Source organism: Sphingomonas melonis DAPP-PG 224 (assembly GCF_000379045.1).
Classification (GTDB): Bacteria; Pseudomonadota; Alphaproteobacteria; order Sphingomonadales; family Sphingomonadaceae; genus Sphingomonas; species Sphingomonas aquatilis.
Genome location: NZ_KB900605.1, coordinates 3,519,250 through 3,541,270 on the forward strand (window position 1 = coordinate 3,519,250; position 22,021 = coordinate 3,541,270).

16 protein-coding genes and 1 pseudogene are annotated in these 22,021 nt (G+C 65.7%); 9 read left to right on the plus strand and 8 right to left on the minus strand.

Going from position 1 to position 22,021, the window contains the following annotated elements; translation table 11 throughout:
- The first annotated feature begins 78 nt into the window (after positions 1-78).
- A complete protein-coding gene (rpoC, locus tag SPHME3_RS0117095) occupies positions 79-4,368 on the plus strand; it encodes a DNA-directed RNA polymerase subunit beta' (protein ID WP_017978135.1) in 4,290 nt (1,429 codons plus the stop codon).
- Positions 4,369-4,491: 123 nt separating this feature from the next.
- Here rpoC and SPHME3_RS0117100 read toward each other — a convergent pair whose 3' ends face one another.
- The gene (locus tag SPHME3_RS0117100; RefSeq protein WP_033374087.1) at positions 4,492-4,884 is read right to left on the minus strand and encodes a winged helix-turn-helix transcriptional regulator; all 393 of its coding nucleotides are present in this window, start codon (positions 4,882-4,884) and stop codon (positions 4,492-4,494) included.
- Positions 4,885-4,957: 73 nt separating this feature from the next.
- On the opposite strand from SPHME3_RS0117100, the gene SPHME3_RS0117105 reads away from it, so the two are divergent.
- The 4 genes from SPHME3_RS0117105 (at position 4,958) to SPHME3_RS0117120 (ending at position 7,230) form a co-directional block, all read left to right on the plus strand.
- Positions 4,958-5,566, plus strand: coding sequence for an NAD(P)-dependent oxidoreductase (locus SPHME3_RS0117105; protein ID WP_024310483.1), 609 nt, complete (start codon positions 4,958-4,960; stop codon positions 5,564-5,566).
- A gap of 139 nt (positions 5,567-5,705) precedes the next feature.
- Entirely contained in the window at positions 5,706-6,245 is a 540-nt protein-coding gene (locus SPHME3_RS0117110; protein ID WP_017978132.1) for a DUF2975 domain-containing protein, read from the plus strand.
- Positions 6,245-6,463 (plus strand): helix-turn-helix domain-containing protein, encoded by a 219-nt coding sequence (locus tag SPHME3_RS0117115; protein WP_017978131.1) that lies wholly within the window; start codon positions 6,245-6,247, stop codon positions 6,461-6,463. Before SPHME3_RS0117110 ends, SPHME3_RS0117115 begins: the two co-directional genes overlap by 1 nt.
- Entirely contained in the window at positions 6,460-7,230 is a 771-nt protein-coding gene (locus SPHME3_RS0117120; RefSeq protein WP_017978130.1) for a hypothetical protein, read from the plus strand. The genes SPHME3_RS0117115 and SPHME3_RS0117120 overlap by 4 nt, the downstream gene beginning before the upstream one ends.
- On the opposite strand, the gene SPHME3_RS0117125 is transcribed toward SPHME3_RS0117120, so the two are convergent.
- Positions 7,227-7,979: a metallophosphoesterase family protein gene (locus tag SPHME3_RS0117125; RefSeq protein ID WP_018251099.1), complete on the minus strand. Its 753-nt coding sequence runs from the start codon at positions 7,977-7,979 to the stop codon at positions 7,227-7,229. The genes SPHME3_RS0117120 and SPHME3_RS0117125 overlap by 4 nt on opposite strands.
- Positions 7,980-7,998: 19 nt before the next feature.
- A complete protein-coding gene (locus SPHME3_RS0117130) occupies positions 7,999-9,099 on the minus strand; it encodes a catalase family protein (RefSeq protein ID WP_018251100.1) in 1,101 nt (366 codons plus the stop codon).
- 155 nt (positions 9,100-9,254) lie between these two features.
- Between SPHME3_RS0117130 and SPHME3_RS0117135 the strand changes: the two genes are divergently transcribed.
- Together SPHME3_RS0117135 and SPHME3_RS0117140 are read left to right on the plus strand one after the other, a co-directional pair.
- On the plus strand, positions 9,255-11,435 hold the full coding sequence (locus SPHME3_RS0117135) for a histidine kinase dimerization/phosphoacceptor domain -containing protein (protein ID WP_017978127.1): 2,181 nt from the start codon (positions 9,255-9,257) through the stop codon (positions 11,433-11,435).
- 214 nt (positions 11,436-11,649) lie between these two features.
- Positions 11,650-12,825: a GGDEF domain-containing protein gene (locus SPHME3_RS0117140; RefSeq protein ID WP_231376774.1), complete on the plus strand. Its 1,176-nt coding sequence runs from the start codon at positions 11,650-11,652 to the stop codon at positions 12,823-12,825.
- On the opposite strand, the gene SPHME3_RS0117145 is transcribed toward SPHME3_RS0117140, so the two are convergent.
- Together SPHME3_RS0117145 and SPHME3_RS0117150 are read right to left on the minus strand one after the other, a co-directional pair.
- Complete coding sequence (locus tag SPHME3_RS0117145; RefSeq protein WP_231291992.1) at positions 12,805-13,647, minus strand: hypothetical protein; 843 nt, start codon at positions 13,645-13,647, stop codon at positions 12,805-12,807. The genes SPHME3_RS0117140 and SPHME3_RS0117145 overlap by 21 nt on opposite strands.
- A gap of 143 nt (positions 13,648-13,790) precedes the next feature.
- Positions 13,791-14,318, minus strand: coding sequence for a biliverdin-producing heme oxygenase (locus SPHME3_RS0117150; protein ID WP_017978124.1), 528 nt, complete (start codon positions 14,316-14,318; stop codon positions 13,791-13,793).
- A 288-nt stretch (positions 14,319-14,606) separates the two neighbouring features.
- Between SPHME3_RS0117150 and SPHME3_RS0117160 the strand changes: the two are divergent.
- Positions 14,607-15,266 (plus strand): annotated as a pseudogene (locus SPHME3_RS0117160) (DUF47 domain-containing protein); the annotation flags it as partial.
- Positions 15,267-15,270: 4 nt separating this feature from the next.
- Positions 15,271-16,272, plus strand: coding sequence for an inorganic phosphate transporter (locus SPHME3_RS0117165; protein WP_017978122.1), 1,002 nt, complete (start codon positions 15,271-15,273; stop codon positions 16,270-16,272).
- Between the two features lie 61 nt (positions 16,273-16,333).
- Here the strand turns inward: SPHME3_RS0117165 and SPHME3_RS0117170 are convergent, their stop codons facing one another.
- The 3 genes from SPHME3_RS0117170 to SPHME3_RS21165 form a co-directional block, all read right to left on the minus strand.
- Positions 16,334-19,300: a ligand-binding sensor domain-containing diguanylate cyclase gene (locus tag SPHME3_RS0117170; protein ID WP_020486427.1), complete on the minus strand. Its 2,967-nt coding sequence runs from the start codon at positions 19,298-19,300 to the stop codon at positions 16,334-16,336.
- Between the two features lie 1,203 nt (positions 19,301-20,503).
- Positions 20,504-21,022 carry a hypothetical protein gene (locus SPHME3_RS21160; protein WP_145957901.1) on the minus strand — a complete coding sequence of 173 codons (519 nt, stop codon included), beginning with the start codon at positions 21,020-21,022 and terminating at the stop codon, positions 20,504-20,506.
- A gap of 95 nt (positions 21,023-21,117) precedes the next feature.
- Positions 21,118-21,435, minus strand: coding sequence for a hypothetical protein (locus SPHME3_RS21165; protein ID WP_145957900.1), 318 nt, complete (start codon positions 21,433-21,435; stop codon positions 21,118-21,120).
- Positions 21,436-22,021: the final 586 nt, after the last annotated feature.

A 22,021-nucleotide genomic window follows, 5' to 3' on the forward strand; every position in this document is an offset into this window, starting at 1 on the left:
CCTTCCCACCAGCTTCGCTGGCGGGCCCCTTCCTCTCCCGATGGGAGAGGAGTTGAGTTTCAAAAGAGGTTCATACCCATGAACGAACTGACCAATTTCGCCAATCCGATCGCGAAGCCGGAAACCTTCGACCAGATCCAGATCGGTATCGCCTCGCCCGACAAGATCCGTTCGTGGTCGTTCGGCGAGATCAAGAAGCCCGAGACGATCAACTATCGCACGTTCAAGCCCGAGCGTGACGGCCTGTTCTGCGCGCGCATCTTCGGTCCGATCAAGGATTACGAATGCTTGTGCGGCAAGTACAAGCGCATGAAGTACAAGGGCATCGTCTGCGAAAAGTGCGGTGTCGAAGTCACGGTGTCGAAGGTGCGCCGCGAGCGCATGGGCCATATCGAACTGGCCGCCCCCGTCGCGCACATCTGGTTCCTGAAGTCGCTGCCGAGCCGCATCGGCCTGCTGCTCGACATGCAGCTCAAGCAGCTCGAGCGCGTGCTGTACTTCGAGGCGTATATCGTGATCGAGCCGGGCCTGACCCCGCTCGAAAAGTATCAGCTGCTGACCGAAGACGAACTGCTCGAAGCGCAGGACGAGTACGGTGAAGACGCCTTCTCGGCCGGCATCGGCGCGGAAGCGGTCCGCATCATGCTCGAGAACCTCGACCTCGAGGGCGAGAAGGTGCAGCTTCTGGAAGAGCTGGCGACGACCAAGTCGGAGCTGAAGCCCAAGAAGATCATCAAGCGCCTGAAGGTCGTCGAGAGCTTCCTGGAATCGGGCAACCGTCCCGAATGGATGATCCTCGAGGTCGTGCCGGTCATCCCGCCCGAGCTGCGCCCGCTGGTGCCGCTGGACGGCGGTCGTTTCGCGACGTCGGACCTCAACGATCTGTATCGCCGCGTCATCAACCGCAACAACCGCCTGAAGCGCCTGATGGAGCTGCGTGCGCCGGACATCATCGTCCGCAACGAAAAGCGCATGCTGCAGGAAGCCGTCGACGCGCTGTTCGACAATGGCCGTCGCGGCCGCACGATCACGGGCGCGAACAAGCGTCCGCTCAAGTCGCTGTCCGACATGCTGAAGGGCAAGCAGGGCCGCTTCCGTCAGAACCTGCTCGGCAAGCGCGTCGACTATTCGGGCCGTTCGGTCATCGTGACCGGCCCGGAGCTGAAGCTGCACCAGTGCGGCCTGCCGAAGAAGATGGCGCTCGAGCTGTTCAAGCCGTTCATCTACGCACGCCTCGACGCCAAGGGTCTGTCGATGACCCTGAAGCAGGCCAAGAAGTGGGTCGAGAAGGAGCGCAAGGAAGTCTGGGACATCCTGGACGAGGTGATCCGCGAGCACCCGGTCATGCTGAACCGTGCGCCGACGCTTCACCGTCTGGGCATCCAGGCGTTCGAGCCGGTGCTGATCGAGGGCAAGGCGATCCAGCTTCACCCGCTGGTCTGCTCGGCGTTCAACGCCGACTTCGACGGCGACCAGATGGCCGTCCACGTTCCGCTGTCGCTGGAAGCGCAGCTGGAAGCGCGCGTCCTGATGATGTCGACCAACAACATCCTGTCGCCCGCGAACGGCAAGCCGATCATCGTGCCGTCGCAGGACATGGTGCTGGGCCTCTATTACCTCTCGCTCCAGAAGGAGAAGGAGCCGGGTGAAGGCATGCTGCTCGCCGACATGGAGGAGGTGCATCAGGCACTCTTCGCCGGCGCGGTGACGCTGCACACCAAGATCATCAGCCGCGTTCCGCAGACCGACGAGCAGGGCAATCAGTACCTCAAGCGTTACGAGACGACCCCGGGCCGCATGCTGCTCGGTGAGTGCCTGCCGAAGAGCCACAAGGTGCCCTTCGACACCGTCAACCGCGTCCTGACCAAGAAGGACGTCGGCGAGGTGATCGACGAAGTGTACCGTCACACCGGCCAGAAGGAGACGGTGCTGTTCGCCGACGCGATCATGGCGCTGGGCTTCCGTCACGCGTTCCGCGCCGGCATCTCGTTCGGCAAGGATGACATGATCATCGCGCCGGACAAGGATCGTCTGGTCGACGAGACGCGCGAGCAGGTGAAGGACTTCGAGCAGCAGTATCAGGACGGCCTGATCACGCAGCAGGAGAAGTACAACAAGGTGATCGACGCCTGGAGCCGTTGCGGCGACCAGGTCGCGAACTCGATGATGAACGAGATCAAGGCGGTCCGTCACTATGAGGACGGCCCGATGGTCGGCCGCGAGAAGGACATCAACTCGATCTACATGATGGCCCACTCGGGTGCGCGTGGTAGCCCCGCGCAGATCAAGCAGCTCGCCGGCATGCGCGGCCTGATGGCCAAGCCATCGGGCGAGATCATCGAAACGCCGATCATCTCGAACTTCAAGGAAGGTCTGACCGTTCTTGAATACTTCAACTCGACCCACGGCGCCCGTAAGGGCCTCGCGGACACCGCGTTGAAGACCGCCAACTCGGGTTACCTCACCCGCCGCCTCGTCGACGTGTCGCAGGACTGCGTCATCATCGAAGAGGATTGCGGCACCGAGCGCGCGCTGGAGATGAAGGCGATCGTGCAGGGCGGTTCGACCATCGCGTCGCTCGCCGAGCGTATCCTGGGCCGCACCACGGCCGAAGACGTCGTCGATCCGAAGACCAATGCGGTGGTGATCCCGATCGGCACGCTGCTCGACGAAGCCATGGTCGCGCAGATCGAGGCCATGGGCATCCAGGGCATGAAGATCCGCTCGCCGCTGGTCTGCGAATCGAAGATCGGCGTTTGCGGCAAGTGCTACGGGCGTGACCTCGCCCGCGGTACGCCGGTGAACATCGGCGAAGCGGTCGGCGTCATCGCGGCACAGTCGATCGGTGAGCCGGGCACGCAGCTGACGATGCGTACCTTCCACATCGGCGGCGCGGCGCAGCTCAACGAGCAGTCGAACCTCGAGGCGCCGGTCGACGGCACCGCGGTGTTCAAGGACCTGCGCCTGATCGTCGACCAGCGCGGTCGTCGCGTGGTGCTGTCGCGTTCGGGCGAGATCATGATCGTCGACATGGACGGTCGCGAGCTCTCGACGCACCGCATCCCGTACGGCGCCTATGTGATGTTCGACGACGGCCATATGCTGTCGAAGGGCGATCGCATGGCGGAGTGGGATCCGTTCACCATGCCGGTGATCACGGAAAACTCCGGTATCGTGAAGTATCAGGACCTGACCGAGGGCAAGACGCTCACCGAGCAGACCGACGAAGCGACCGGCATCGCCCAGCGCGTCGTGATCGAATATCGCACCTCGTCCAAGTCGAAGGAGGATCTGCGTCCGCGCCTGACCCTGACGACGTCGGAAGACGGCGAGGCCGCCCGCTACATGCTGGCGCCGGGTGCGGTGCTGTCGGTCGACGACAATGCCGAAGTGCAGGCCGGTGACGTTCTGGCCCGTGTCAGCCGCGAGTCCGCCAAGACCCGCGACATCACCGGCGGTCTGCCGCGCGTCGCCGAGCTGTTCGAAGCGCGTATCCCGAAGGAAGCGGCGATCATCGCCAAGGTTTCGGGCCGCGTGGTGTTCGGCAAGGACTATAAGGCGAAGCGGAAGATCGGCATCCAGCCGGAGGACGGCGGCGATATCGTCGAATATCTGGTGCCGAAGTCGAAGGTGATCGACGTTCAGGAAGGCGACTACGTCAAGCGTGGCGACAACCTGATCGGCGGTTCGCCGAACCCGCACGACATTCTGGAAACGATGGGCATCGAGCCGCTGGCCGAATATCTCGTCAGCGAAATCCAGGAAGTCTATCGACTGCAGGGCGTGAAGATCAACGACAAGCACATCGAGACGATCGTTCGTCAGATGCTGCAGAAGGTCGAGATCACCGACGGCGGCGACACCACGCTGCTGAAGGGCGAGCAGGTCGATCGCGAGGAAATGGACGCGATCAACGACAAGCTCGACGCGAACCAGGTCCGTGCGCAGGGCAAGCCCGTCCTGCTCGGCATCACCAAGGCGTCGCTGCAGACCCGCAGCTTCATCTCGGCGGCGTCGTTCCAGGAAACCACCCGCGTCCTCACCGAGGCGGCGGTCCAGGGCAAGCAGGACACGCTGATGGGCCTGAAGGAGAATGTCATCGTCGGCCGTCTGATCCCGGCCGGCACCGGCGCGGGCATGAACCGCCTGCGCGTCGCGGCCTCCTCGCGCGATGCGGCGCTCCGCGTCCAGCAGCGTGCGTTGCAGGCGGCGATCGTCGCCCCGGCGTCGGCCGCGGAACTGCGCGCTGCCGAACAGCAGCGTTCGGTGCGTGACGATGCCGGCACGGGTCCCGATCCGCTCGCCGAAGTCGTCCCCTCGGGCGACGGCAGCGACGAAGCCGCGGGCGAATATCTGAACCGGGAGTAATCCCGGCTCAGGCCCCGGCCTGACCTGACAGAAAAGCCGCCGTCCGGGATGCCGGGCGGCGGCTTTTTCGTGGCTTGCGAATGGGATGGATCGGACGATCGCTCCTTTCGGGCGTCCGGGGACTCACATCCGCTGCGGGCGATCGTCGAACTGCCGCTGCGCCGCCTCGACCATTGGCATCGCCGTTTCGGCCCAGTCGATCATCCCCTGCATGGCCGTCAGCAATCCCCGCGCCAGTGGGGTGATGGCATAGGACACGGATATCGGAACGCTCTGTTCGACGCGGCGCAACACGAGGCCATCGCGCTCCAGCGATCGCAGCGTCTGGCTGAGCATCTTCTGCGAGATGCCATCGATGCGCCGCTTCAGAACGCTGAAGCGCAGCTCGCCATCTCCCAGCAGGAGCAGGATCAGGACGCTCCATTTGTCGCCGATCCGGTCGAGCAGCTTCCGCGCCGGGCAGTCGCGCGCGTAGACATTGCCGCGGTCGATCACTTCCAGGTGACCGGGTAACATAAAGGTGCCGTCTTGCATGGCATCGGGTCGTAGCCGAGATGGTCACTATCGGAAACCATCGAGGACGATGATCATGAAGGTGGCGGTGTTGGGCGCAAGCGGGCGCGCGGGATCGGAGATTACGAAGGAACTGGCGGCGCGCGATCATCGGGTCACGGCGATCGCCCGGCACCCGGATCGCATTCCCGTGGCGGACGGCGTCACGCCGGTCGCCGGCGATGCGCAGGACAGTGCCGCCCTCGCTACGTTGCTGCACGGCCATGACGCTGTCGTGAGCGCGCTCCATTTCGACGTGACCGCGGACATGCTGCTATCCGCCTTGCGCCAGGCCGGGGTACGGCGGCTGCTCTTCACCGGCGGCGCGGGCAGTCTCGAGGTGGCGCCGGGTGTCGCCCTGATCGACACGCCGGAATTCCCAGAGGAGTGGAAGGCCTTTGCCGAGGGCGGCGTGGCCTTCCTCGATGCCTTGCGCAGCGTACGCGACATCGACTGGACCTTCTTCTCGCCCGCGGCCGACATTTTCGAAGGTCCCCGCACCGGCCACTTCCGGCTGGGTGGTGACGCGCTGGTGACCGACGACGCCGGGAACAGCCGGATCAGCTTCGCCGATTATGCGATCGCGATGGTCGACGAACTGGAACACCACCGCCATCCCCACGCCCGCTTCACCGCGGCCTATTGAGGCGATGAAGCCGGCGGGCGCTTCTGCACGTCGAAAAGGTCGGTAGCGGCTGGCGAGCCGCACCGATCCGACCACAGCGCCTGTCATATCGTTTTTCAATGAATCACTTGCCGTTTTTCGATATCATGCGCATCATCTGATGATGGAAGATGCGAAGCCCAAGCCCCCTCGCCTGCTGGTCTGGTCGGTCCGTGTCGTGCAAGCGTTTCGGATCGCCAATGCCATTGCGATCGCCTTTTTCGTCGCGGTGCTGATCGCGACGCTGCCCGGCGCCGAGCTGATCGAGCGGCTTCTGGTCCGCAAATATCATGGCCGTGTCGACACCGCGGCGGTGATCGCGTTCCTACAATTGACGATGCTGGTCGGCATCCCCGTCGGCGTGGCGGTCGAGCGGCTGCTCAAGGCGTTGCGGGCGATCCTGCGCACGGTCGAGCAGGACGATCCCTTCGCGCGCACCAATGCCGCGCGGGTGCGGACGATCGGGTGGATGCTGCTGGTGATCCAGCTCGCCGACCTTGGCTATGGCCTCGCGCGCGTGGCGGCCAATGTGCTGCACATCGACTATCCCGACTGGCAACCGAGCTTCACCGGCTGGCTCGCGGTGCTGATCGCGTTCGTCCTGGCGCAGGTGTTCGAACGGGGCGCGGCGATGCGCGACGATCTGGACGGCACCGTCTGATGCCGGTGCGTGTCCACCTGGACGACATGCTGCATGCCCGGCGCATGACGCTGACCGAGCTCAGCGAACGCGTCGACATCACCCTCGCCAACCTCTCCATCCTCAAGACGGGCAAGGCCAAGGCGATCCGCTTTTCGACGCTGGAGGCGATCTGCACCGTGCTCGATTGCCAGCCCGGCGACATCCTCACGTTCACGCACCAGGGAGATGAACCATGACCTTCTGGAAGGGCCTTCGGACGAGCTATGGCGGCAGCCTCGCCTTCCTCGCCGCCTGCCCGCTGCTCGCACTGGTGCCGGTCGTCTTCGAGCTGCTCCAGCACGTCGCCGAGGTGCATATCGGGATGTACGACAGCATCGCCGCCGCCAAGGCGCTGGAGCATCATCCGCTGCGCATGGCGCTGGGGATGGTGAAGGTGCTGGCGCTGCTCATCCCTACCTATTGGATCACGCGCTTCGTCCACACACGCGACCCCCGGTTCGCGGCGCAGCGCGATCCGCTGGCGATGCGGCTGTTCGCGGGCGTGGTGGCGATCCACATCGCGCTGTCGGCGGCGCAGTTGTTTGGTCTGCCACAGACGCCGGGGGCGCTGCTCGCCGGGTTGGCGGGTGGCCTGATCGTCCAGTGCCTGCTGGTCGCCTGGACGGTCGCGGCGACGCTGGGCGATGCGTCGATCGGCCCCGCCGCCTCGGTTCGGATCATGGCGCGGCGGCTGCCGTGGACGATCGCCTTTACGGTCGCGGCGATGCTGCCGCTGATGATCCCGCACTATCTGCTTGGCGCTGCGGCGATCATGGCGCCACGCGTATGGCTTTGGCCGATCCTCACCGTCGATGCGTTGCTAGTCGGCTGGCTGTGCGCGGTCATGGCGGCGAGCAACTATCTCGCCGCGATGCGTGCCATCGGCCTTGCGGGCGGTGCGCTGCGACCGGCGGGAGTGGCGGACGTCGCAGGGCCGACCGCCCTGGCGCCCTATCCCGGCTAAGCGGCCGCTACCGGCGCCTCGCCCATCCGCCGCACGATCGTTTCAAACGCCCCGTCCGCGACGCGGATTTCGTTAAACGCCGGCGGCGTATGGCGCGTCCGTTTTGACAGCGTGCCCGCACCGATCATCCGCACGATCCGGCCGTGGCGCTCGATCGGCAGGTCGAAGGGATCGTGGACGTGGCCCGACAGCACGGCATGGGCGCCGGCCTCCGCCAGTGCGCCGAGCGCCGCGTCACCGCCATGCGTCTTGGCGGTCCCCTTGGCGCCGCCGTCGATCAGCGGATGGTGCGCGGCGACCAGGATGACGTTGCCCTTGGGCGCCTCCGCCATCATCGCCAGCGCGCGCCGCAGCGATCCCGAACTCACCCGCCCCTTCGACCAGTTCCACCGCCATTGGGCGCGCGCCGTCGTCTTCAACGGCACGATCGTGACGCCCGGCAGGTCGAGTTCACGCTCGATCATCCGCTCGACCGCGGCATAGCGCTGATACGGCGCGAACAACCGTCGGAACGGGTCCCAATAATAAGGGATATCGTGATTGCCGACTTCCAGCGTGACGGGCACGCCCAGGCTCGCCAGCCATTCGCCGCCGCGCTGGAATTCGCGGCGGGTGGCGCGCATCGTCAGGTCGCCGGTCATCACGACGGCATCGGGCGCTTCGTCGGCGACGCACTTGCCGAACCAGGCGATGGCCGCAGGATCCTCCGCCCCGAAATGGACGTCGCTGACGTGAAACAACCGTATCATGCTGCGCTGCTAGGCCGGATCACGCGAGGTCGGCAAGCCGCGCCGGCTCGTGCATCGGGCAGCCATTGAAACCGCGACGATAATCGGCGGAGAAGCGATAGGTGTCGCGGCGTGCGCGGTTGATGTTGCCGAGGGGCTGGTGCGCGGCGATACCATGCCAGATGCTGTAGGACAGCGCCTCGTCGGTGGCGCGCGTCTGCTCGTCGTCCCAGCCGATCTGCGGCGGCACGTCGAGCGTGGCGACGGTGACGAACGGGCTTTGCGCCTGGTCCCATTCGACCGTGGCATCCTCTACCGGCATCGAGTCGAGGTCGGTGTTGAGCTGGACGCGCAGTTCCCACTGACCGCCGTGTGCGATCAACGTGTCGCGCACCGCCGCCCGCAGCGCATCGCGATCGTCCGAGGTGTCGACGGCAGCCCCCGTCAGCGCGACGAGTGCGGGCGACACCGGGAACAGCGCGAATTTGGCGACATGATCGCCGTAGCGGAACGGCGTCTGGCTGTAGAACGTCTCGCCCAGCGGATGGAGGTGCGGCGCGCCCCCCAACGTCTTCACCGTCGCCGACGGATGGCCGACCGCCTCCAGCCCCGCCTCGATCCCGCGCAGGACCTTCGACAGGACGACCTTGCCCGTCTCCATCCGATCGGTCGTCTTGGCGAGCAGCTTCAGACTCTTGAGGAACGCCTGCGCATCAGGCGCGGCGAATACGGGACCGTCCGCCATGACGAAATCCTGCGTCCGGTCGTCCTCGGATCCCGGCAGACGCTCACCGTCGACATCCAGCACCTTGAGGGCCAGCCCGCGCGGCAGCCCGATCGCGTCGGGCAGCAGATCGCCCGCGTTGGTCGACAGCCGCAGCACCGCCTCATGCGTGCCCGGGCTCGCGAAGATACCCTGCGCGAGTTCGGTCGGCAGCCCCTCATGGATCGTCAGCGTGCCCCGCGCGATGCCATGCGCCTTGGCATGCACCGACCGGACCGCCCGGCCATAGTCGCGAGACGTCGTGTCCAGGATGTCGCGGAAGGCGTCGGTCAGCCCCGCGATCGTCTCTGCCTCATTCGGATCGATCCGCTCGACATCGGGGCTGTAGCGGATCGGGGTATGGGCGAGCATCGGCATGTCCTTCAAAGTCCGCACCGCCAACCCGCCATGGCAGCGGCGCGTTCCCCCAAATTCGTCGGCGCGCAGACAATATTGATGCAGATTAATACGGGGCGGATTGTAATGCCTTGTGAGCGGGACCATGCTGTCTCGCGGATAGTATCAGAGTGATAATGGCGATTTCCCACCCGACCCGGGCCAGCGATGCGGCGGATTCGCCTCTCGACCTCACCATTTGCGATCGCGAGCCGATCCACATTCCGGGCGCGATCCAGCCGCACGGACTGTTGCTCGTAGCGAGCATCGAGGGCGACCATGCGGTGGTCGCAGGCGCCGGCGATCTGGAAACGCGGCTACGCAGCGACTGGCTGGGGCAACCGCTCGCCACGCTGATCGGGCAAGAGGTGGGGCCGCTGATCGAAGGCCTGTCGGGCGGGCTGAATGCGCAGATGCCGCAGCCGATCGCCGGGCGCGACGAGCGCTTCACGGTGGCGTTGCACCGGTCGAGCACGCATCTGCTGGTCGAACTCGAGCCGATCGAAGCGGATGCGACCACCGCCGCCGCGACGCTGGCGTGGCTGGACGCGGTGGCGAGCAGCTTCGAGCGCGCGACGGACAAGACGACGCTGTGCGCGCGGGCCGCTGCCGCCTATCGCACGCTGACCGGGTTCGATCGGGTCATGATCTACCAGTTCCTCGACGATGGCGCCGGCGTCGTCGTGGCCGAGGATCGCGCGCCGCATCTGCCGACGTTCCTCAACCACCATTTCCCCGCGAGCGACATTCCGAAGCAGGCGCGTGCGCTGTACGTCCGCAACCGAACGCGGGCGATCCCCACGGTGGACTATACCCCCGCCCCGCTGCGGCCGGCGGGCTTCACCGGCGTCGATCTGTCCGACGTCGCACTTCGCCACGTCTCGCCGATCCACCTTCAGTATCTGCGTAACATGGGCGTGGGGGCGTCCGCGTCGATCTCGATCGTCAAGGACGGGCTGCTCTGGGGCCTGATCGCGTGTCACAACGACGGGCCGCGCCAGCTGCCCGCGCCGACCCGCAGCGCTGCCGCCACGCTGGCGAGCGCCCTCGCCCGCCAGATCCGCACGAAGGAAGAGGCGGCGGCGTATCGCGAGCGGTTGCAGCTGCGCACCGTGGAGGACGGCCTCGCGCCCCGGCTGGGCAATGAGGGCACGCTGCCGCAGATCATCCGCGCAACCCGCGACGAATTGCGCGAGATGCTGGATGCCGACGGTCTGGCGCTGGTGACCCGCGATCATGTCGAGGCCAGCGGCCGCTGCCCGCCCGACGCCGTGCTGCGCGCGATCGCACGCTGGGTGCATGAGCGGGGCAACGAACCCGTGGCGACGCACGAGTTGCCCGCGCTGATGGGCGTGGAGGACGATGTGCTGACCTATGCCAGCGGCATGATCGCCATGCCGCTGCGCCAGGAGGATGCGACACTGCTCTGGCTGCGTGCCGAGCGGGTCGAGACGATCGAATGGGCGGGCAACCCACACAAGGCCCCCGGCCACAGCGCCGGCCCGCAGGCGAACGACGCCGCCGCCCTCACCCCCCGCGCGTCTTTCGCCAGCTATGTCGAGACGGTGCGCGGGCGCGCGCGCCGCTGGTCGCAGGAGCAGGTGGAGGCCGCGCACCGTATCCGTCGCCGCCTGTTCGAAGGGCGCCAGCAGGTCCGCTTGCGCAGCTTGAACCGGGAGCTGACGCGGACGCTGCGCGAAAAGGAAACGCTGCTCGCGCAGAAGGACGTCCTGATGAAGGAGGTCAATCACCGCGTGCAGAACAGCCTGCAGCTGGTCGCGTCCTTCCTGCGTTTGCAGGCGAAGACCGCCGGCCCCGGCGCCATCGCGGACCATCTGGCGGAGGCGCAGGCGCGACTCGCGGCGGTCGCCCTGGTCCATCGCCGCCTGTATCGCGACGATCAGGTCGAGAGCGTGGATCTGTCGCGCTATGTCGAGGAACTGGTCGGCGACATGCGCACCTCGCTGGGGGCCGACTGGGGACGCTACCTGACGCTGGATCTGGCGCCGGTGCTGGTGCCCACCGATCGTGCGGTGAACATCGGGCTGATCCTCACCGAACTGGTGATCAACGCCACCAAATATGCCTATGACGGCGCGGCCGGTCCACTGGCGATCACACTGGAGCAGCATGGCGGTCGGCTGCGGCTGATCGTCGCCGACGACGGCCGCGGTCGCGGCGAGGTGAACGGTGACGGCCAGGGATTTGGCAGCCGGATGATGGTCGCGATGGTGCAGCGCCTGTCAGGCACGCTCGATTATCACGACAACATGCCTGGCCTACGCGCCATCATGACCGCCCCGATTGCGGAAGAGTGAGCTACACGCCCCAAATTTTTATACTATTGAGATACAATGATATCCCCGGACATCACGGCCAACCTGCCGGATTTCTGGATCGTTTCCGCACCGAAATGAGGCGCGGCTAAGCTTTACTTCACCTGTGCTGGTCTAGGATTGGTTCTCGTAAAGGTAATCGGGAACGGGACGGATGACGGTGCCATTGAGCCATGGCGACGCGCGTGGGACGGCGATGTCCGGGCCACGCATCGCGGGAGCGCGCGGCATCGACGCCCTGCCGCCCGCCATGCCCCACGATACCGCACCGTCGCGCATGGCCCGTCTGTCGTCCTGGCTGACCGGCGGCGCGGCGCGCACGGCGGGGTCCGGCGAAGACGCCCGTCGTGAGGCGGGGCGGCGGCTTTTCGCTCAGATCGGCGATTTCCTGTCGGCCCACGATCTGTCGCCGACCGAAGCGCACTTTCGGATCGCCCGCCGCTATGTGCTGGGCGAGGACAACCGGCTGACGCGCGCGATCGACGACGAGCTGGCACGGGCCGGGCGCCTGAATCCGGAGTTCGTCGATGGGCTGGCGGGGCAGGCCGAGGCGGAGACTCATCGTCAGGCCGAACGCATGGCGTCCATGGCCGACACGCTGTCGCGGCGCCTGCGCGATTCGGAGCGCGTGATCCGTCAGGGACAGGCCTCGACGCGCGACTATGAGACGGCGTTGAGCGCGGAGGCGGACGGTCTGGATCGTGATCCGCGCGGCACCGTGGCGCGACTGATCGACCTGACCGCCGCCGCCGTCGCCCGCACCCAGCAGCTCGCCGAGCGGCTCGACGAGACCCGCCGCGAAACCGAGACGCTGCGCACCACCTTGAAGGAAGCGCAGCGGGCCGCGGACGAGGATCACCTGACCGGCCTACCCAATCGGCGCAGCTTCGACGCACGCCTGCGCGCGCTGAGCGGCGACACCGACATCGACTGGGCCGAGTCCCGCCACAGCGTCGCGATCTGCGACATCGACAATTTCAAAAGCATCAACGATCGCCACGGCCATGATGCCGGCGACCGCGTGCTGAAGATGATCGGCAAGCATCTCTGCCGCGAACTGGGCGTCGCCGCCTTTGTCGCGCGGCACGGTGGCGAGGAATTCGCCTGTCTGTTCGAGGATATGGATCCGGCCGACGCGATCGACCGGCTCGACATCGCGCGCGAGGCGCTCGCCGCCCGCACGCTCGTCAACCAGACGACGGGCGAGGGAATCGGGCAGTTGACCTTCTCGGCTGGCGTGGCGGCCTTTTACGGCAATCCGGCCAGCGCGATGCGCACCGCGGACGAAGCCCTCTACCTCGCCAAGCGGCGGGGCAAGAACCGTGTGCTTCAGTCGCAGCCGGGCAATCGCTCAGACGAACTGGACGGCTGACGGACGGCCGTCGATGTAGACGCTGGCCGGCCGGTCGATCGGAAAGCCGTTGGCAACGGCATGCGTCACGATCAGGCGGATGTTGCTGTAGGTGCGCGCGCTGGTCTCGGCGGCACCCGGCTGGGCCATCCACGCATCCGACACGATATAGCCCTTGGCCACCCGCTCCAGCGACCCCGCCTCTTCGACCAGCAGCTTCAGGCGCCGGCGCACCGTGGTTTCCGGCAGGCTCATCGCCTCGGCAAGCGCGGCGGGCCGCACCGCATGGTCTGGGCCGAAACCGAATGACTGCCCCGCGGCGCGGCTACGTTGCAGGTTCGCATAGAGGACGGTCGAAAACAGCATCAAATCCAGCCAGTTGCGATGGATGGTCCGATTGCTGTCGACCGCCGCCAGCATCACGTCGACCGACGCCGCAATCCCGACCTGCGGATCATAGGGCTTGGCGGCGGGCCGGGCGCCGCTCCACTCGCCGAGCTGTTCCAGCCCCTCGACGAAGCAGACGAAACTGTCGTGCGCCAGTCGCATCATCGCGGCGATGTCGGGCCGCTCCAGCACCTCGGCGCGCACCAGCACGCCATATTGCCCGCGCACGCACAGACCCGCCTCGGTCAGCGCGATGACGTGGCGGCGTACCGTTTCGAACGAGCGCGACAGCGAGATGGCGAGCGAATGCGTGGATATCGCCTTGCCGCGCGGATTGCGGCGCAGACTTTCGCGCACGATCAGCGAGAAGATGGCGAAGCGGTCGACGTCGCCTTCGAAGCTGCGCAGGCCGGCCGCGTTGATCCGCGTCTGCATCTCTGCCAGCAAGAATGTCACTTTGCCGACGTTCGGCGCCATTGGTCCACGACCCCCCGTTCACCCCGGCTCGCGAATGACAGGTACGCTGGCAAAAGCGTAGCATTTTGGACTTATCTTGCGCCAAAATGAGTAATGACGGTTAAAACTACGTCAATCTGCCGCTACCTCTTGGCATGTGCGGCCATGAACAGCGCGAAGGTCGCCTTGGCGCCGTCCACGACATCCTCACGCCATCCCGGCACAGCCGTCGCGGCGCGCGCGTCGAGGCTTGCCAGCAGCGCCCGCCAGGCACCGGGCGCGTGACGCGCCGACAGATAGGCATGCGGCAGGCCCGCGGCGATGCCGCGCGCCAGCACCTGCCCGCCCAGCCGCGATCCCTCCGCGACATAGAGCGCGCCCCAGGTCGCGGCCTCTTGGCTCGGCAGGTCGAAGGGCAATGGATCCGGCATGCCGACATTGAGCGCGGCCAGGTCCGATACCAGCAAGGGCGTGCGCGGCGTCCAGGCGGGCAAGCCCCAGGCGGGGTCGGCGCGGGCCAGCACCGCCTCCACCCCCGGCACGGCGCGGGCGTGGGCGGTGAGCATGCGGCGATAATCGTCGCGCTCGTCGAGGCGCATTGCACCGAAGGCGGCGTCCACTCGCTCGTGATCGATGGCGGTGGCGGCGCGGAGCGTGGCGACGAAGGACATGCCACGGCCCTGCCCCGCGCGCTCGCCCTTGTCGAGCGCGCGTGAAGGCCGGGGCCATCCCGCCCGATCCTGCCGACCCCGATTTTTCAGGCCTTGCCCCCACCCCTCACGCGGGCTGGCGCAATTCGCGATGAGTCATGCTATCGTCATGGAAACTCGGCATGGCCGATGTGTCTTCCGCCGGACAAGTGGCCGCCTCCCGCGCGTCACCCATCCGTCCCGGTCCGGCGCAACGGGCAGAAACGGCTTGCGTGCCGCCTCTCCCGGCTCCATGCGCGCCGCGCCATTACTGAAAGGTCTTTTATGGTTGCCTGGTTCCAGGCGCTGATGCCGAAGCAGGGTCGCTTCTTCGAACAGTTCGAGGCGCACGCCGCCACGCTGGTCGCCGGTGCCGACGCCCTGCAACAGCTATTCAGCGGCGATGGCGCGATCGCGCAGCACATCGCGGAGATCGAGCATCGCGAACATGAGGCCGACGACATCACCCGTGCGGTGCTGCAGGACGTGCGTCGCGTCTTCGTGACGCCGTTCGACCGCTCCGCGATCACCGACCTGATCGGCGTGATGGACGATTCGATCGACCAGATGCACCAGACGGCGATGACGATCGACCTGTACGGCGTCACAGCCTTCGCACCCGACATGCGCGCGATGGCCGATCTGGCCGCCGAAGCCGCGCGCGTCACCGCCGAAGCGATCCCGTTGCTGCGCAAGCTCGACAGCAACGCCCCCCGCCTGCACCAGCTGACCGAACGGCTGGTTGCGCTGGAGGGCGAGGTAGACAAGCACCACGCCCAGGGCCTGCGCGCGCTGTTCAAGGAATGCGGCGACAACCAGACGATGCGGTTCATCGTCGATCGTGAAATCTACAGCCATCTGGAAAAGATCGCCGACCGGTTCGAGGATATCGCAAACGAGATCCAGGGTCTCGTGATCGATCACGCGTGATCCGATGACGATCTCCTTCACGCTGCTGGTCGCGCTGATCGGCGTCGCGCTGCTGTTCGACTTTCTGAACGGGCTGCACGACGCCGCCAATTCGATCGCGACGGTGGTTTCGACCCGCGTCCTGAAACCGCATCACGCGGTGCTGTGGGCCGCCTTCTTCAACTTCATCGCCTTCGCCGTGTTCGGCCTCCACGTCGCGCAGACGGTGGGCAAGGGCATCGTCGATGCGCAGATCATCGACCCGCAGGTGATCTTCGGCGCGCTGATGGGTGCGATCGCGTGGAACGTGATCACGTGGCGCTACGGCATCCCGTCGTCGTCCAGCCACGCCCTGATCGGCGGATTGCTCGGCGCCGGCATCTCGAAGGCGGGCTTTTCCAGCGTCGTCTGGGCCGGTGTCGGCAAGACGGTGGCCGCGATCTTCCTATCGCCTGCGGTCGGCCTGATCCTCGCGCTCATGCTGGTGCTGGCGGTCGCATGGTCGTCGCTGAAGCTGACCCCGATGGGCGTCGACCGGCGCTTCCGCAAATTGCAGCTGGTGTCCGCCGCGCTCTACAGCCTCGGCCACGGTGGCAACGACGCGCAGAAGACGATGGGGATCATCGCCGTCCTGCTCTATTCGCAGGGCATGCTGGGCGGTGAATTCCACGTGCCCTTCTGGGTCGTCCTGTCCTGTCAGGCCGCGATGGCGCTCGGCACCATGTCGGGCGGGTGGAAGATCGTCCACACGATGGGGTCCAAGATCACGCGGCTGACGCCGGCGCAGGGTTTCTGCGCCGAGACCGGCGGCGCGATCACGCTGTTCATGGCGACAATGGGCGGCATCCCCGTCTCCTCGACGCACACAATCACCGGCGCAATCGTCGGTGTCGGCTCGGCGCGGCGCCTGTCGGCGGTGCGCTGGAACGTCGCCAGCCGCATCGTCGTCGCCTGGGTCGTCACCCTCCCCGCCGCCGGCCTGATCGGCGCGGCCTTCTACGAAGCGGCCGTTCTGCTGAGCCGGTAAGGCACCGTTCAACGCGGGCGAGCCGGTCTCGCCCGCCGCGTTATCGTGAGCAACGGCGTCCTTAGTCCGCCACCACGCGGTTCCGCCCCCATGCTTTGGCGCGATACAGCGCGGCATCCGCCGCCTGGAAGATGGTCGCGGCGTCCACGCCGCGCATTGCGCAGGTCGCCACGCCGATGCTGATCGTGATCGCAAGATCCGGCGCGATGCCCCGGTAATCGCGCTGCTGCACCGCCGTCCGGATCCGCTCCCCGATGCGCGCCGCCTGCACGGCATCGGTGTCGGGCATTAGCAGCGCGAATTCCTCGCCGCCCAGTCGCGCGACCAGATGATCCGCGGGCGCCGCATGGCGCAGCACCTCCGCGACCGCGCACAGCGCCAGGTCGCCGACGACATGCGAATGGCGATCGTTGACCTGCTTGAAATGGTCGATATCGACGATCGCCAGCGACCAGTGGCGCCCGTCCTGCGCGCTAACCGTCGCGACGTGCGACAGCATATCGTTGAAGCGACGGCGATTGGCGACCCCGGTCAGCGGGTCCTCGTTCGCCAATTGCTCCAGCGCGTCGGCCTGCCCCCGCAGGCGGTCGAGCAATTGCTCACGCTCCTGCGCCACCTCTTCCAGCACATGGCTCTGCTGTCGCAGCTCGGCGGTGCGTGCATCGACCAGCCGTGCGAGCTGCCGTTCGCGCCGCGCCAACGCCAGCGTCCGCCAGCGGTGCAGGCACCACAGCGCCAGGATGACCAGCGCGGCGCAGGCCAGCTGAAACGAAGAGCGTTGCCAGAGGAACGGTTCCAGCCGCACCGTGATCGTCTTGTCCGGCCCCCAGTCGCCACGCGCCTGCGCCGCCTGGACGCGGAAGGTATAGGTGCCGGGCGGCAGGGTGGTGAATTCCGCCGTCCGCTGCGACTCGCGATCCACCCAGCCGGTATCGAAGCCGTCCATCTGCGTGCGATAGCGAATGCCCTGCGGCAGCAAATAGCTGAGGCCCGCGTAAGCGATCGTCAGGCGATGCGTTCCGGCCGGCAGCACGTACGCCCCGTCCGGCCCCGCCGTCATCGGCTGGCCATCGGCCTCGACGCTTTCGATCGCGACTGCGGGGGGCGACATGAAACGGAAGTGGGCCAGCCGGCGCGGATCGACGAACGCCACGCCCTCTGCCGTCGCGATCCAGATCGTTCCGTCGCGCCGCAGCAACGTCGTCGGCCCCGACGCGCCGTTGCTCTGCGCACTGGCCAGACCGTCGAGCGCGGTGAACAAATCGGGCGCGATACGGGGCGGCCGGCCGTCCGCAGCCAGACGCAGCGCCTTGAAGCAGACGTGAACGATGCCCTTGTTGCTGCCGATCCAGGCGGATCCGCCGCGCCCGACCGTCATCTGGAACAGCCCATCGACGGGCATGCCGCGTTCGATGCCGATATGGTCCAGCTGGCCGTCGCGACGATGGCGGAACAGGCCGCGATCGGTGCTGATCCAGGTGTCGCCCGTTTCCGGATCATGGAAGAAGCCGAAGACGCTGTTGGCCTGGCCCGCGCCCATGATGTCGATCCGATGCACGCCGCTATGGTTCCACAGCCACGCGCCGCTCACCGTGCCGACCCACAGCCCCTCGGGCGTTTCCGACAGCGAATAGACGATTTCGGCCGGCAGATCGTGCGTGCGCGGCAGGCGGACGTGGCCGGCAGGATCGATCAGCGCGACGCCGCGCTGCGTCCCCGCCCAGACGCCCCCGCCCCGCGCCTGCGCGAAGGCGCGGACGTGATTGGCCGGCAGACCCTGCGCCTGGGTGATGCGTCGGACGACCCGCCCGCCGCGCGCCTGCAGCACACCATCGCCGAACGTACCGATCGTCAGCAAGTCGTCCGGCCCGGCGGACAGGCTCATGACCGATACGCGATTGGCGGCCGGGCCTAGCGGCACCGGTCGCGGCACGCCCGACGGGGGCACGACGTCCAGCCCCTTGCTCGATCCGACCCACAGGCTGCCGTCCCGCGTCTCGGCGAGCGCCCGGACGTAATTGCCGGACAGGCCGTCTTCGGCCCGCAGATTGGCGAACAGCGCCTTGCGCAGCCGGAACAGCCCGCCATTGGCGCCCACCCAGATGCTGTGTTCGCGATCCTCGAACAGCGCGGTGATCCGCCCCTCGGGCAGGCCGTTGCGCGTCGAAAAGTGATCGACGCGCGTGCCCTTCACCCGCAGCAGGCCATCATTTTCGGTGCCCAGCCACAGGTCGCCGTTCGTAGCGTGTAGAAAGTCGCTGAAGCGCTTGCCGTCGGGTTGGCGGAACACGACGACCGCCTGCCCCCCTTCGACGCGGTACAGCGACGATCCCGCCGTCAGCCAGATGTATCCCGCCTTGTCGCGGAAGGGCATCGCCTGTCCCGGCGGCAGGCCCAATTCGGCCGACATGGCACGCAGGCGACCATCGCGATCGGCCCGATAGGCGCCGTCCAGCGTGCCCAGCCACGGTCGCCCTTTGGCGTCGATGGCAATCCGCAAGACGGTGATCGGCTTCCCCGCCGGCCCGCGCAGCACCGTGAAGCGACCATCGGGATCGAGTCGTCCGATCCCCAGCCGGTCGAAGCCCACCCAGACGCGCCCCGCGTGGTCCACCGCCATCCGGTTGATCGCGGCCCGCGGCATGCCCTGCGCCCGCCCCCAGAAACGCCAGCGCCCGGCAGGATCACGCCGCCCCAGATTGCCGCGGGTATCACCCGTCCACAGGTTGCCGAACCGGTCGGCGGCGATCGTCGCGATCGCGCTGTCGGGCAAGGCGGGCGTCGACATGCGCGAAAAGGTCGTGAAGCCGACGCCATTGTAGCGCGCCACGCCCTCCCATGTCGCGAACCACAGATATCCGTCCCCGGTCTGCGTGATCGCATGGACGGCGTTGTGCGGCAGACCCGCGGACGTCGACCACGCATCCTTGGCGAATCCTTCGATCGATTCGCGATGCGCGGCGGGCGGCGCAGCCGGCACGGCTGCCGACGCCACCGCCAGCATGCCTATCAGCGCGAGCGCCAACACCCGTCCAAACCTCACTCCGCGCCGCACTACCCACTCCGGTCGATGACGAACGCGACGTAACGCAAGGATATTAACAGGCTCGAACCGGACGCTTCACGCATGTGCCCATTTTGGCGGATTATCGCGACGCCGACGCTGGCGGCGGGCAGTGCTTCACGCTGAATATTCGCAACCCGCTCATCCATGCATCAGTCGAAGGCGGCGAACGTCCGGTAGTGGACGTTACGCCTTTAAGGGTAAGATATTGCGGCCCGATTGGTCAGTGATAACCTCGTGTCATGCTCGCGCTTGTCCTCGCCGCTATGATAGCTTCCAGCGCCGATGCGCCTCCGCAGTTTCGTGACCCGCGTGTTGGTATGGCTGGCCGCCCTGAAACAGTGGCGGAGTACGCGCGCGATGCTCGTGCGTGCGGTTTTAAAGTCGTCGTACGCCGCTTACGGGATGCGGACTTGCTCACAAAACAAAACACCTTCCTGCCGAACACACAGATCGTACTGTTCGAAGAGCCATACGACCGCGCAGATCAGCAAGCACTTTGCTTTTTGAAGGTGCGGAAGCGGTCATTCATCAGGTCCAATGTCCTTGGCCAGCCCCTACCGACGGAATTCAGGGGCCTGCCCTAACCACCGGCGATTTAAAGATTTAGCGTAGGCTATTCGCTTTTTCCCGAAAGTGGATGTTCCGCTTTCGCCCAATAGCGGACATCGCCCAGCGCGGGTAGAAGGAGACAACGTACTGGATCGAGCCATGCCCTCCTACATCCTCATACCCTTTGCAGTTTTCTTCGTCTGCTGTTTGTCGCAGTTTTGGTTCGTGAAGAAGGTGCGGGACGCCTTGATCGAGCGTCACCCGGACACTTTTCTTGCGGTAGAGAAGTCGTCCATCTTTCCGCACCGAGGAATTTGGCGGTTCACACAAAACAATCAATATAAAGAGCTTCGTGACGAGAACTTGAACCGGCACGTGCGAAATCTGAAGAGGCTTCACTTAGTCGCGATTACCTCATGGCTTGCGTACGTGATTGCAATCTTCACTGCGGCGTCAAGCTAATGACCACTTTCCTCCCAAAAGCGGACATTCCCCCTCCCCGAGTAGGGTTCGAGCCGGTTCACAGGAGGAAGACGGGAGCGGGTGAAGCGAACGCGACATAAGCGTACGTTCCTTAAGGCCCGCGTCTGACAGCGGGCCGTCCGCTATCGCCCATCAGCGGGCGTTCCGCTTGCGGGTCGGGGGCGGTATTGCACCGGGGAAATGCGTTAGCGTTGATGGACGTTGCCCACCGGCCAGACGGTCTATCTCGGCTTGGTAAGTCGATAGATCGACAATGCCACCGCCGTTCATGCCTTGGTCGGCTCTGAAAACGCCGTTGCCCGTTAAAAGAATACGCAGCCTTTCACCCTTGCGTTCGAGCCCAATGTCGCAGGAAGTGATGTAAACTATCGGGACCAACTCCTGTCCGACGTGCCCCTTCCACACCTTCAAAACCTTAAGGTAAGCGGTTGGTGTAAGGCCCGGCTTCCACTCTGGTCCAAACTTCATCGGTTCGACGACTACGGCGTCGATCACAGCGCTCGCACGCTTGAAATCGTATCTCGCATGTTGCCTCACCTGTGCGGACGTGAGCTTCCGGTGCGTGAAGCTGCAGGCGCCACCTGTCGATGAAGCTGACAGGGCAATTAGGCCAACTGCAGCTGTCGCCAGTATTTTGGGATTGAGCATCATCGGACGATGCTGCTCCCGGTCACCGCGGTGCGCAAGGCCAGTTGTACGCCGGCTTCCAGCATAAGCTGACGTACCGCTTACGCCCAAGAGCGGACCTACTCTCCGCTAATTTTGAGACCGGCTTCGGGATGAGCGTCCACCCAGTCTGTCGTGCAACGGGCAGCACGGCTGCGGACACGCGATAGGTTATAATGGGGACCTACGGTGATGTTGTTCTGGACCGTCGCACCGGGAAACTTGCGAAGGCCATCATACCCGCAATCCTTCGCTGCCGTCTCGAAAACTGGATAGCTTGCCTCATTACCTTCAACGATCAGTTCGAAGGAGGACTGTTGGAAGCCAGTTGTGGCGCACGACGCGAGCACGACGAGCGCGGGAAATGTTGGCCAAGCTGCGAAGGCAACCTTCTTCATCGCAGATGGACCTAGCAGGAGCCTTGCTCGCTAGGCCAGCCGGAATGTCCGCTCTCCCTCCCAGAAGCGGACGTTCAGCCATCCTCTCTCAGCGCGTTAGGCTCTAGGCTCATGGTTGCGCCAGTCATCCGTAACTCGGCGCAGCGCGAATGGGCGTAGAGGTTTTGGAAAGGGTCGCCCTTACCACGTTTACCCTCCGCCCAACGCCAGAGGTTCTCGACGCTCACGAGGAGCGCGGAGTTGTCATCGCGATCGATCCCCTCACCGCAAAACCAGCATGCAAAATCGAGCATGCCCCAGATGATGCAGTAGTAGGCTGTCGGGCGCAACGTTCGCTTCCCTCCCAAAAGCGGACATTTCCCCTCCCCTACTAGGGTTCGAGCCGGTTCACAGGAGGGGGATGGAGCGGGTGAAGGGAATCTGCTCCACATTTCGGGCGCGCTGATTCACGCAGAAAACCGCGGTTCTTGGTTCGTCCAATTCAAGGTGTGCTACACCTGGGTGACACAATCAAGTGCGCGCATCGATGGTAACGGCGAGGTCTGGCAGGATGCGGCACCACCGCTTTTTGAGGCCTAGATGGATC

Coding starts and splice junctions, on each gene's coding strand:
- rpoC (WP_017978135.1), top strand. CDS start 79: ATGAACGAACTGACCAATTTCGCCAATCCGATCGCGAAGCCGGAAACC.
- SPHME3_RS0117100 (WP_033374087.1), bottom strand. CDS start 4,884: ATGTTACCCGGTCACCTGGAAGTGATCGACCGCGGCAATGTCTACGCG.
- SPHME3_RS0117105 (WP_024310483.1), top strand. CDS start 4,958: ATGAAGGTGGCGGTGTTGGGCGCAAGCGGGCGCGCGGGATCGGAGATT.
- SPHME3_RS0117110 (WP_017978132.1), top strand. CDS start 5,706: ATGATGGAAGATGCGAAGCCCAAGCCCCCTCGCCTGCTGGTCTGGTCG.
- SPHME3_RS0117115 (WP_017978131.1), top strand. CDS start 6,245: ATGCCGGTGCGTGTCCACCTGGACGACATGCTGCATGCCCGGCGCATG.
- SPHME3_RS0117120 (WP_017978130.1), top strand. CDS start 6,460: ATGACCTTCTGGAAGGGCCTTCGGACGAGCTATGGCGGCAGCCTCGCC.
- SPHME3_RS0117125 (WP_018251099.1), bottom strand. CDS start 7,979: ATGATACGGTTGTTTCACGTCAGCGACGTCCATTTCGGGGCGGAGGAT.
- SPHME3_RS0117130 (WP_018251100.1), bottom strand. CDS start 9,099: ATGCCGATGCTCGCCCATACCCCGATCCGCTACAGCCCCGATGTCGAG.
- SPHME3_RS0117135 (WP_017978127.1), top strand. CDS start 9,255: ATGGCGATTTCCCACCCGACCCGGGCCAGCGATGCGGCGGATTCGCCT.
- SPHME3_RS0117140 (WP_231376774.1), top strand. CDS start 11,650: ATGTCCGGGCCACGCATCGCGGGAGCGCGCGGCATCGACGCCCTGCCG.
- SPHME3_RS0117150 (WP_017978124.1), bottom strand. CDS start 14,318: ATGTCCTTCGTCGCCACGCTCCGCGCCGCCACCGCCATCGATCACGAG.
- SPHME3_RS0117165 (WP_017978122.1), top strand. CDS start 15,271: ATGACGATCTCCTTCACGCTGCTGGTCGCGCTGATCGGCGTCGCGCTG.
- SPHME3_RS21160 (WP_145957901.1), bottom strand. CDS start 21,022: ATGATGCTCAATCCCAAAATACTGGCGACAGCTGCAGTTGGCCTAATT.
- SPHME3_RS21165 (WP_145957900.1), bottom strand. CDS start 21,435: ATGAAGAAGGTTGCCTTCGCAGCTTGGCCAACATTTCCCGCGCTCGTC.